Below are 11761 nucleotides of genomic sequence, written 5' to 3' on the forward strand. Positions count from 1 at the left end.
ATATGGTCGAATACGGCACTCGCCATCATCGTGCTCAGCCGTTTATCCGTCCTGCTTTTGACCAAAACGAAGACAAAGCCGTCGAACGTTTTAAAGCCCAACTTGCCAAAAACATTAAAAAGCACACAGGCTAGGCTTGATTTTTGGGTAAATATTGGTTATTTTATGTTACACAGTATTGCTTATTTTTAAGGAGTGAAACATGAAAAAGCTGATTTTTACAGGGCTTGCTGCGACAATGATTGTTGGTTGCGCTTCGGTGCCAATGGACTATACGCCTACAACAAAACAGATTAGCGAACCACCGATTGGCAGTGTAAATACTGCAAGCTTGGGTGACAAACTGTTAATACAGGGTACAGCCACAGAACGTCTAGCGTTGTATGTGCCGTTAGCGCAAAAGCTAGGCTTGGGAGCTAGCCTTACTCAAGGTTATTACCCAAAATCAGGAGAAAAGGATGGTTTTGAGTATTTTTCGGTAGTAGCTGGTGCTGATGCTGGCAGAGTTCATTATTTGGGAGGTATGACAACTTCACCTGCAATGGCTGAGGGTGCAGTTGTTCTAAGAAAAGCCGATAATGCACTTTGCTTCCTTAACGGTGTTGCAATCCCATCAGGATGCACAACTGGCTTGAGTTTTGAGAAGAAAAATTGGGCAACAACTGGCAGTAGCACTTTTCAGCAAACGCTACTATACAACGGCAAAGTTGGCAATAAAATCAATATTGCCTATCGTGAGTTTAGTAGCGATGTAGCACGCCCTGCCTTCAATAATGATGTTGAGTATGACTTATCGGAATCAAAACAAATTGGCTATAAAGGGGCGCTACTCGAAGTTATCGAAGCCACCAACCAAAGCATCACCTACAAAGTAATCAAAAACTTCAACACGAATTAACTTACCCTAAACCCAAAGCCCATTGCATACGCAGTGGGCTTTTTATTACCCAAAAAAACTATGAACGCATCAGAATTAACCTACCAAGCCCTGTCACCCCTAGTGGATAACAGGGTTTATCCATTGTTTGTGCCTGAGCTTGCCGATGAGATGACACCGTACATCATCTACAGCCAAGTCTCAAGCACGCCTTATACCACCATTGACGGCATCACGCACCATGAGCGAGTGCGGATGCAGATTGATATTTACGGCGATGATTATGACAGCGTTTTGGCATTATCGACTGATGTGCTTGACGCACTCGACACTATCGCATCATCACAGCATGAGAGCACGCAGTACACTGCCGACGGCGGACTGTACCGTGCCATCATCGAATATAGCTTTAATCACACCACCAAGCCAACGGAGGAATAAACCATGGCAAAAAACGTCGCAAACCTGAAGGACAGCTTCTACCAGTTGCTTGTCTCAACTGACGGTTCGCAATTCAAGAAAATCGAGCACTTGCAAAAGGCAGGCGTCCCGTCCGAAGAAAAGGTGATGGACGAAGTCACCAGCACCGATGACAACCGCACCATCAAAGCACCGATTAATTTCTTTGAAGAAGGTGAAGTTGAGTTCGAAATCGTGCTTGACCCACAAGACACCGTCCATCAGAGCCTGCAGACCGCCTTTGATGCCGGCACTGAGCTGCATTGGCGTTTGACATTCACTCATGCACCTGCTGAGAGCCGTCAATTTACTGGTATCATCAGCAAATACACCACCGATAACGAAGACACGAAGAAAAAGCTTCGCAAGCAAGGCACAATCTCAATCACTGGTGCTGTCACCAAAGTTGAGCCGTCAAGCAGCTAATCTATATCAGCCATCCAAAGAGCGTCTCATACGCTCTTTTTTTATTCAATCAACAAAAGGTAATTAATTATGTCTAAATTTACTCGTGATACCCTACTCAAAGCCATCGCCAAACCTGCCAAGCCAAAGCAAGTCACCGTGGGCGATCAGTCATTTTATATCCGTAAAATCAGCGTTAAAGAGCAATCAGAGTTGGCAAAACTCAACGACGGCAAAGATGCGGATGTATTCCAAGGCGTTGCCAATCTTGCACTTGTCGGACTGTCTGACGAAGATGGCAATCAGCTATTGACCACTGATGACTTGGACGCAGTGCTACAGATGCCAGTTGAGATGCTGTTTGGTCTTGCTGATCAGATTAACCATTTTAACGGTTTTAACAAGACCGTTGAGACTGCTGAAAAAAACTAATCGAAAACCCCCAAAGACGATTTTTGTTCAAACTAGCCCTACAGCTGGGTTGCACGGTCAATAAGTTATCCCATCGACTTGATTATGACGAGTATATCGAGTGGATGGCGTATGACAGCATTGACCCCTTTGGGGGTTTTCGTTCGGATTTGCAGACCGCTCATATTGTCTATGCACAATGTGGTGGCGGTGATGCTAAACTATCTGACTTTTTGCCGATTGATCCAAATCCGATGACCGATGAGATGCGTGAGCAGTACGAGTACGAGCAAGCAATCAAAGACAGCGAGCAAGAAGCACGGCAACTGGCAGAGATGTTTGATCGGCTTGAGGCTAGACAGGGGTAAAATATGGCATTATCAATCAATATTGTGCTTGGTGCTAATACCGCTCATTTTGACCGTGGTATCAGCAAATCAACCAAGCAAGCAGAGCAAAAACTTAATGGCTTGCGTGCCATTGCCAACAAAGCCCTAAGCGGTATCAATCTTGGCAGTATCATCGGTGCAGGCACGCTATATACCATTCAGCAGACTGCCGACCAAATGCAATCTTTGGCATCCAAGGTACGCCTAGCGACTGCATCAGCCGAAGAGTATAGCGCCGTCCAGGACCGTTTGCGTGAGATTGCTACCCGTCAGCGCTCAAGCTTCGAAGGCGTTGTGGACTTGTACTCAAGCTCACAGCGTGCGTTGTCTGCACTGGGCAAATCACAGCAAGACGTCCTACAGTTTACCAATAACATGACCACGGCGATGAACGTCGCAGGTGCATCGGCTGACGCCCAAAAAGCGGTGCTGTTACAGCTAGGTCAGGCATTGAACATGGGTGCACTAAAGGGACAAGAGTTTAACTCAGTTGTCTCTCAAGTGCCGATTTTGGCAGATCTGATCGCCAAAAAGATGGGTGTATCAGCCGCCGCACTCAAGGATTTGGGCGCCAAAGGTCAAATCACAAGCCAAGTCATCTATGATGCCGTAGCAGGCGCAACCAAAGAGCTGGATGCGATGGCGGCCAAGATGCCAGGTACCATCACTGCAGCATTGGGCGTGGTGCGTGACAACTTTGGCTATATCGTCCATGACATCCTAAACGAATCCACCGGTATCACTACCAAGATTGCTGATGTCATTGCATTTGTAGGGGCTAACCTTAGGACTATCGCCACGGTTGCAGGCGTTGCAGCTGCCGCCATAGGCGCTAAGATGGCACATGGCTGGCTGATTGCCAAGCTTGGCGTGGACAGCCTAACAGGCTCAATGATAGCCAATAGCCGTCAGGCGATGGTTAGTGCACGAAGCTTTGTAACGAGTGCATATAGTACAGAAGCCTATACTGCTAGCACCACACGAGCCAAGCTTGCCGTGATTGGTCTAGGTTTGGTGATTACAGGCGGTGGGGTGATGGCAGTTGAGCAGGCAAGCCTTGCCATCGGTCGTGCCACCGGTGCACTCACAGCGTTTGGCACCAAAGTGACGACAACGCTTGGTAGTATGCAAGCATACATTGCGCAGACAGTCACTTTGGCAAACGCCAAAAACGCCCTAAGCACCGCCACCGCTCGTAGCGTCGCTGCAGTGACAGGCTTTGTGGCATCGACTCGAGCCAGCATTGCTAACGGCGTGGCATATACCAGACAGCTATTTACCATCAATGGTGCTAAGGCAGCCTTGGTGGGTGCGACCACTCGTGCGACTGCAGGTGTCGTAGCATTTGGCCGAGAGATGCAGGCAGGCACGGTGTCGGCGATGGCATATACCCGAGCGATAGTCACCAGTACCGTTGCCAAGCGTGCTTTGGTCGGTACAGCGACATTGGCAAGTCGTGGCGTGGTCGCCATTGGAGGTGCGTTTGCATCGCTTGGTCGTATTATCATGGCGCACCCATTGATGATTATTGGTGGGATTATCGCCGCCATCGCTGTACGCACCATGGGACTGCAAAAAGCGATGGACAGCCTATCTGATGCGCTCAAAATCGTCGGTCTGATGCTTGGTGATTTGGTGGATATGGGTATTGACGGCTTTATGTCGCTGTATAATTCCGCCAGCACCTTTTTGTCAGGCTTTATGGCTGATGCTGGTGGCACGACATCGGTTGTCGGTCAACTATTTGGCGGTCTATTTGCCAATACCCGTGGTGGTTTTGTGGGTGTGTTGCAAGTAGGCGCTCGTATCTTAGATAGATTGGCAGCTGCTGTCTATGCGACAGTCAAGTCAATCCACCGTGCCTTTGTCGGGTTATGGAATGCTATCAAGACAGGCTTCGCCAATGCATTCAATACAGTTTCTGAAGTCATTGCAAATAGTATTAATAGCGCACTTAGTCAGTACTCTCAAGTTGCCAAAAACATTAACGGATTGGTAGATAAAGCAAATGCTGCCGCTGAAGCAGTCGGTCTTGATGCTAGAATTGGCAAGCTTGATGACACTAAATATGTCGTTAAGCCAATCAAGATGCAAGTTAGTACTGCTGATACTAGTGGAAGCTGGCTAGAAACTTACAATAGTACTGATTTTGGTATCGAAAAAGGCTTTCTCGGTTACGCTGATCAAGTCGAAGCCGCCAACAAATCAGCAAAAGATATGGGGCAACAAGGTGCAGCAACAGCCAAAGCCCTAGCCGATGCAAGTAATGCAGCCAAAGGCAAAGGCAAAGCTGATAAAGATGGCGCTAAAGCAGGCAAAGAAAAAGCTGACGCTGACGACATCGCCGCTGAAGCCGCCAAAAAGCTTGCTGAAGCTTACGAAAATGCCACTAAGGAATTTAAAAAAAATCAGTGGATGCGTGAGCATAACCGCAACGACTCTGAAACTGGCAAGATGACCTATGAAGTGCTTTATGGGGATATGGCAAAACTGCCAATCAAGCTAAAGCGCGACTTAATCATGGCGGCCAGCCAAGAAGATGCCAACAAAGCCTATGCCGAAATCCAAAAATCTTGGCATGACCACTATGAGAGCTTGGAAACGACCGGGTCCAATATCTCAAGATTTTTGGCTCAGACACGCAATGAGTACAATACACTCAATAGTTTGGGAGGTTCGTATAGCCTAAATCTCGAAAATCCTAAAGAAAGTTGGCATATACAGCACACTCCGGAATATCAGCGGGCATTGTCTTTGATTGCCGAGATGGACGTTTCCCAAGTTGCCCACGAGATGGGCAATGCCAATATCGAGCTACAAAAGCAGCTTGATTTACTCTCGGCAGGCAATGACTATGCTCGTAGTCTGCTTGAGATTGAGCAAAAGCAAAATGAGACGCTTGAGCAGTACAATGCGCTCAAAGAGCTTGCGCCAGATGAGTATAAGCAGATTCAAACTGCCATCAAAACAAACGCTGAGCTCCAAAAACGCTTAGCCACCGCCACTGCCTACAAGACCATCGTCGATGATATGACGACGGAAGAAGAAAAGCAGCTGGCCATGGCTCGTGAGCGTTTTGCGGTGATTGCTGAGCAACAACACTTAGCTGCTGCCAATGGCGATGCACTACACCCAAACGCCAATCGTGTCAATGTACTTAATGAGATGATTGGCTTGGGCGTGCAACCATCGCAAAATCAATTTAGCCAAGCGCAAGCAGCCTTTGAGCAAAAACAAGCCTTGATTGACGCCTTTGTGACCGAAAGCCGTGCCAAATGGCAAGGTCATGAAGACGAGCTGACACGCATTAGCGAAGAAGCAGATGCTGCACGCATTGCACTACGCCGAGCACATTTTGAGTCGATGCTTGAGATGAGCTTGAGTTATGCCAGTGAGCAACTGAGTGCAGCGGCTGATTTTGCCAAATCAAGCTTTGGCGAGCAATCCAAGGCATACCAAGTGATGTTTAGCCTGCAAAAAGCAGTCACTATCTCACAAGCAAGCCTTGCCATGTATCAAGCCATCAGCAACGCAATGGCAAACAGCATTTCACCAGCTCAGCGTGCGACAGAAATTGCTGCAGCAATGGCGCAAGGTCTTAAGATTATTGCAGCCATCCGCTCCATCACCAATCCTGTCGTTGGTCAGGCTCACGATGGTATCGCCAGCGTCCCCCGTGAAGGCACATGGATTTTGGACAAAGGCGAGCGTGTGGTCAAGCCACGAGATAACGACCGTTTGACCAAGTTCTTGGATAACCCAAATCGCTTTATGCGTGGCGAGTCCAAAGTCATCATCAATAACTACAGCGGTGAGCCTGCCACGGCAACACAAGAAAACGGTGATCTGATCGTCACCATCGGCAAGATGGTCGGTGATGCCATCGATTATAAGCTTGCCGAGCGTGATGCCAAGGCACACCGCCAAGGCTGGGGGTATTAATGCAAACCTTTGACTACAAGCTCAACATGGGTGCGTCGGTTGAGACCACCCAAACCGTGCTAAAAAACCAGTACAACGATGGCTATGTCCAGCGTGTCAGCGTCGGCATTAACAACCGCCGTGAAGCGTGGTCAGGCACTAAGACAGGTGATTTTGACACGGTGATTAAGCCGATCATGGATTTTATTGATGCGCACAAAGGGGCTAAGCCCTTTTATTGGGTCAATCCCTTTGGCGTCAAAAATAAATACATCTGCGAAGGCTATAGTATCAGCCAGCGTAAAGGCAACTTTTGGCAGATTAGCCTAAAGCTTGAACAAGTCTTTTAACTTTAACTCGACGACATCAATGTCGTTAACATCAACCAAGCCCTTGATAGTCAAGGGCTTTTTATTTGGAGTCAATTATGAATGATGTAGCAACAATTGAAACAGATAGCGAAAGCGTACAAGTGCAATTGCTTAGCCGTGAAGAAGCTAATTTGATTAGCAACTTTATCTCTCAAGTCGGCATTTGGACAGCGAATCACGGCGAAAAAGCCAATCATATCGAAATCGTCTATTACCCAGAAGACGACGGCTTTGAAGTCGTGAACAATGAAGAAAACAACGGCTTGCTACGACGCAATCGTGTCAGTGTGTTTAGGGGTGAGCTCATCGCATGGGCGACCCAGCAAACCCAACAACTCAAAGGCTGGGACAATGCACGCACTATCACCGCCTTTGCCGTCGTGTATCGTGATGGACAATATGGCGTGCTGTGCAAAACTGCTGACGCCAAACCTGCTGAGACGATGGCTGAGAGCGTATAAGGGGCAACTATGGCGTTAAGTGCAGATATCCAAAAACAATCCGTTGATGGCTTGGTAACGCTTTACTGCCTTGACGCCCGTCGTCAAGGTGGCGATGTGTATTATTTCCACAATCATCACAGTGATGTCATCACCTTCAAGGGTAAGGACTACGCCCCAACAGCGGTGCAGTCCATCGGGCTTGAGACTCGTGGCGATGGCAAGGCAAGTATGCCAAGCCTAGTGTTTGACAACAAACTGGGCGAGCACTGGGGTGGTATGCACGCCTTGACGCTACAGCGTGGTGATTTTGTCGGGGCGGTGCTGACCGTCTATACCACGCTTGCCAAGTATCTCACCAGCCCAAATCCTGAGTACAAAAAGCAAATTTGGTATGTTGAGCAGAAAAAACGAGCCAACAGCCAAGTAGTTGAGTTCGAGCTATCCAATCCTGTCGATTTTGGTCAAGCCCAAATCCCCGTGCGGATGATTGGCCATTATTGCCACTGGGCGATGACGGGTGGTTATCGTGGTGAGTGCTGTGGCTATACAGGCACGGCGATGTACACGGTCAATAATGAGCCAACAGACAATCTAGCACTAGACCGATGCAATGGCTGGATTGATGGCTGTGAAATCCGCCACGGCAAAGGCAATCCCTTGCCCTTTGGTGGCTATCCTGCAGCGGGGTTAATCTGATTGGTTTTGCCAAGCTGATTTATTCATGTTAGAATAAAGAGCCGACCAATATAGAGATGTGTGACAAGTATGCAACCAAAAACCAAAACTCATGAAGCTTTTGAAGAGCTTAATGGCTATCAAGGTCTAACAAACCCTGATAGCTTTAAGTATCTTTCTTGGCTCCATAGTGGTAAAAACTTAGTCAAGACAAATGCTGTAGATGGGTATGTCTTGCAAGGTTTTGCCAATATGGTTATGGGGCATGCCGATTTGGCAGTTGCTAATATGAAAACAGCACATTTGTTAAAGGATGATTTGGCATCTTATAACTATGCTGTAGCTTTATTTAATGTGGGTAATTCTGCAGAAAGCTATCAGGTTTGCTTGGACTTAATCAAAAAAGACCCCAGCAATCAAATGGCAGTTATTGTGGCGATTGGTAATGCCAATCGCAGCTTGAGCATCGAAATGCTTGAGCGAGCATTAGCACTGACTGATGTGGATAGTGAATACATTAAAAGTCAGAGTGAAAAAACAATGCAATTTATTACAGCGACGCTTGAATGTCTTCAGCGGATTGGGCTACCCAAAGATAAGTTCGTGTATATGACGGGCTTACTCATGAAATTTTTGTCAAGTCGCTACTTTGGCGCTTGCCATCTTGATATTGGTGTAAGCCAAACAGAGGCTGGCAACATATTAAGCATGGATGTATATTTATACAATGTCGCAAGTGACGACTGCCTAAGATTTGATGATGAATTTTTGGATGTCTTGATTGACGACAAAAATTTGGACTATAACGACTACAAAGATGTAATGATACACCTTGTTCCTGCCGAATACAGTGATTTGGAGCCTGCATAAATGTCTGTCAGTGTTCAAGAATTGCATCAGTGTGTCACTGGATTGTTTGCTGATATTGGTGAAGAATCATCGGAAAGCGTCTTTAGGGCATATATCAACCGCGGCTATTACGCCACCTTTCACGAGCTTAAAAAAGCTATGGAGGATGTTGGTATTAGTACCTATCAGTATCATACAGGGACGCACAACAATCTCTGTATGATACTTGATGCGATGTCGGCCAATGATAAATCCGTACAAAAGCTGGCGATTCGATTTAGAGATTTTCTAACCAAGCGGCATCATGCTGATTATGAGTTACAAAAAACGATTACATGGCATGATGTTAAGCAGGCTCAAAAATATCTTGATGATTTGCCAAGAATGATAGCTACACACATTAAATAAATCCATTTTCTAAAACAAACCACCCAAAGGGTGGTTTTTTGTTGGACAAAATAAATGCGACTATCCAAGACAACCAAAGACGCCATCAAAGCCCATGCGCTTGATACTTATCCGCATGAGTGCTGCGGCTTAATCATTGACGGCGATTATCAGCCTTGTACCAATATCGCCCCCGACACGCTAAACGGCTTTGAAATTGACCCTGCGATACTGGTCAATGCTGACATCCAAGCCATCGTGCATAGCCACCCAGATGGCGAACCCATGCCATCAGAGCCTGACCGTGTGCAGATGGCGCTACATGGCGTGCCGTGGGTGATTGCATCTGTCAATCAAGGCGTGGTCAATATCCGCACCCACAAGCCCAAAGCCTACACCGCACCACTGGTCGGGCGTGCGTATGTGCATGGCTTGCAAGATTGCTATAGCCTTGTGCGGGATTATTATGAGCGTGAATGTGGCTTGATGCTGTCAGACTACCCCCGAGCGGTGGACTGGTGGGAAGACGAAAACAGCCCAAGCTTGTATGTTGAGAATTTCAAAACCGAAGGCTTTGTGGAGGTGCCATTATCCGACATCCAAAAGCATGATGCCATCATCTGCCGTGTCGGACGCACTTATCATCCCAATCATGCCTTGATTTATCTGGGTGGTAGCGGTGATTTGCTGAGCGAAAACGCACCGCCCATCTTTGGCAACAATCTTGTCATCCATCACCCACATGGGCGTAATTCGGTGCGTGAAATCTTTGGCGAAAACTGGGCAAAACGAGTGGCGATGGTGCTACGGCATCAGTCGATGTTTTGATATGAGCGCCCTACCATAGCTTTTCCATAAAAACAATCTTGACAACATTTAAAAATTATGATTTTTCCTTGATTTTTTGAGTTTTGATGCTATTATAATAGCAAGCAATGGTTGGGAAGCCATACAGAAAAAATTGCATTTTTTATGCGATCTTATTATTTAAATGTCAAAAAATCCTATAAAGTCAAGCGGTTACTTTAACTTGCTTGGCTTTTTTGTCCCATTTTGAAGGAAAAGGAGTTGTCATGATGAAACCGCCATACAACCCAATCGATGTCGCTAACTACATTGTGGCTGAAGCCGTTAAGCGTAATCAGCCTGTAACACATCTAAAGCTACAAAAAATTTTGTATTATGTGGTGGCGAAGTATTTACAAAACTATGATGAACCATTAATCGCTGAAGATGTGGTCAAATGGCAATACGGTCCTGTTGTTAAAAGTGTCTATCATCAGTTTAAAATACTGGGCTCGCTTCAGATTACAGAACTTTCTGAATATATAGAATTCAAAGATGATAAGAAGCTTTTTTCTGTAAAATGGGCGAATGTTGATGCAAATGTGAAAACATTAGAAAGCGACCTTAAGTTTGCAATAGTTGCTAATACTGTAATTGATGATTTGCTAAATGAATCTGCTTTTAGACTCGTGGATATAACACACGCTGAACCCGCTTGGCGTAATTTTGAACCTGAGATCTTGCAGGGGTTTGAACCTTGTTATTCTGAAGATGAATTAAAGGCTGCAACCTATGGCTAACAATGAGTCAATTGCTGAACTGGTTGAAATTTATCTATCCGTATCTTCAGTTGGCTCGGATGAACATAACAGGTTGGCACAAGAGTCCTTTTTGGCCATGAAAAGAGTGTTCAAACAAATAATATCTACGCCCAATGAACCTATTGTCTTGCCATATAAGGATATTTCCGACATTATTTTCCAGAGCAGTTACCATGTACAAAGCAACTCTTTGGAAAGCTTTCAGGAAAAAATTAATCTCTTAATTGATGATTTTCAAGCACAGCCAAGATGCAAAACCAAGGGGCAAAGACTTAAAGTTTGTCATAGAAAGCTTGTTGGGCATATTATGCTTGCTTGCGCTCAAAAAGAATTTATGCAAAATTCGGTTGAGCAAGCCCAAATGATTGCTGCAGAAGCCAAAGAAACAGCCAAGACCGCAAAGGATAATGCCGATAAAGCGGAAAAAACCTACAACACAATGTTTGCCAATTATGTGACGATATTGGGTATATTTACCGCAATCATCGTTACCATTTTTGGTGGATTAAATGTGGTCGATACGATTATAAGCTATGGCGATACTCATTTTAGCACCATTGTATTTTTGGCAGCATTGGTGTTAATGTGCGTTGTGTGCCTGCTGTATTTTTTAGCCAAAATCATCCTAAAACTAAATGGCAAAGATGACGACAATCAAAGATTTACATTAGAATGTTTATTTGGGGTGGTTTTTGGCATTTGCCTTGTTTTGATTCTGGTTGCTTGGTACACCAGTCCAACCAAGATAACGCCAGAGATAGACAAGAAAACATCTCGAGATAAAATAGAACAAAAAGCCGAATAAAATCGGCTTTTTACATTCAAAAATCACCGCTTATCATCCGATAGGCGGTTTTTTATTGGGCGAAAATTATGAAAACCATCTATCTACACGGCATTCTTGCCAAAAAATTCGGCAGGGTGTTTCGCCTTGCGGTCAATTCACCAAGGGAGGCGGCTCATGCTT

At 45.8% G+C, this 11761-nt stretch carries 15 protein-coding genes and 1 pseudogene; all 16 read left to right on the forward strand.

From position 1 onward, the window contains the following. Positions 1 to 2 precede the first annotated feature (2 nt). Positions 3 to 134, forward strand: a complete 132-nt coding sequence (locus BW928_RS11350) for an HK97-gp10 family putative phage morphogenesis protein (protein ID WP_078310325.1) — start codon at positions 3 to 5, stop codon at positions 132 to 134. 68 nt (positions 135 to 202) lie between these two features. After that, entirely contained in the window at positions 203 to 898 is a 696-nt protein-coding gene (locus BW928_RS10455; protein WP_076556170.1) for a hypothetical protein, read from the forward strand. Between the two features lie 60 nt (positions 899 to 958). Further along, complete coding sequence (locus BW928_RS10460; protein ID WP_076556171.1) at positions 959 to 1318, forward strand: DUF3168 domain-containing protein; 360 nt, start codon at positions 959 to 961, stop codon at positions 1316 to 1318. A gap of 3 nt (positions 1319 to 1321) precedes the next feature. Then, a complete protein-coding gene (locus tag BW928_RS10465; RefSeq protein ID WP_076556172.1) occupies positions 1322 to 1762 on the forward strand; it encodes a hypothetical protein in 441 nt (146 codons plus the stop codon). Between the two features lie 69 nt (positions 1763 to 1831). After that, positions 1832 to 2173 (forward strand): phage tail assembly chaperone family protein, TAC, encoded by a 342-nt coding sequence (locus BW928_RS10470; RefSeq protein WP_076556173.1) that lies wholly within the window; start codon positions 1832 to 1834, stop codon positions 2171 to 2173. 23 nt (positions 2174 to 2196) lie between these two features. Then, positions 2197 to 2520, forward strand: a complete 324-nt coding sequence (locus BW928_RS10475) for a phage tail assembly protein T (protein ID WP_078310328.1) — start codon at positions 2197 to 2199, stop codon at positions 2518 to 2520. A 3-nt stretch (positions 2521 to 2523) separates the two neighbouring features. After that, the gene (locus BW928_RS10480) at positions 2524 to 6483 is read left to right on the forward strand and encodes a tape measure protein (RefSeq protein ID WP_076556174.1); all 3960 of its coding nucleotides are present in this window, start codon (positions 2524 to 2526) and stop codon (positions 6481 to 6483) included. Further along, the gene (locus BW928_RS10485; protein ID WP_076556175.1) at positions 6483 to 6812 is read left to right on the forward strand and encodes a phage tail protein; all 330 of its coding nucleotides are present in this window, start codon (positions 6483 to 6485) and stop codon (positions 6810 to 6812) included. Before BW928_RS10480 ends, BW928_RS10485 begins: the two co-directional genes overlap by 1 nt. Positions 6813 to 6889: 77 nt before the next feature. Then, complete coding sequence (locus BW928_RS10490; RefSeq protein WP_076556176.1) at positions 6890 to 7294, forward strand: hypothetical protein; 405 nt, start codon at positions 6890 to 6892, stop codon at positions 7292 to 7294. Between the two features lie 9 nt (positions 7295 to 7303). Further along, positions 7304 to 7972, forward strand: a complete 669-nt coding sequence (locus BW928_RS10495) for a phage minor tail protein L (protein ID WP_076556177.1) — start codon at positions 7304 to 7306, stop codon at positions 7970 to 7972. 60 nt (positions 7973 to 8032) lie between these two features. Beyond that, a complete protein-coding gene (locus BW928_RS10500) occupies positions 8033 to 8821 on the forward strand; it encodes a tetratricopeptide repeat protein (protein WP_143821525.1) in 789 nt (262 codons plus the stop codon). Beyond that, positions 8822 to 9208, forward strand: coding sequence for a hypothetical protein (locus BW928_RS10505; RefSeq protein ID WP_076556179.1), 387 nt, complete (start codon positions 8822 to 8824; stop codon positions 9206 to 9208). Between the two features lie 54 nt (positions 9209 to 9262). Further along, positions 9263 to 10015 carry a C40 family peptidase gene (locus BW928_RS10510; protein ID WP_076556180.1) on the forward strand — a complete coding sequence of 251 codons (753 nt, stop codon included), beginning with the start codon at positions 9263 to 9265 and terminating at the stop codon, positions 10013 to 10015. Positions 10016 to 10260: 245 nt separating this feature from the next. After that, complete coding sequence (locus BW928_RS10515; RefSeq protein WP_076556181.1) at positions 10261 to 10773, forward strand: Panacea domain-containing protein; 513 nt, start codon at positions 10261 to 10263, stop codon at positions 10771 to 10773. Then, on the forward strand, positions 10766 to 11599 hold the full coding sequence (locus tag BW928_RS10520; RefSeq protein ID WP_076556182.1) for a hypothetical protein: 834 nt from the start codon (positions 10766 to 10768) through the stop codon (positions 11597 to 11599). The genes BW928_RS10515 and BW928_RS10520 overlap by 8 nt, the downstream gene beginning before the upstream one ends. Before the next feature lie 68 nt (positions 11600 to 11667). Continuing rightward, positions 11668 to 11761: pseudogene (locus BW928_RS12175) on the forward strand (tail assembly protein); the annotation flags it as partial.

It is taken from the genome of Moraxella cuniculi DSM 21768, from assembly GCF_900156515.1.
Lineage (GTDB): Bacteria > Pseudomonadota > Gammaproteobacteria > Pseudomonadales > Moraxellaceae > Moraxella > Moraxella cuniculi.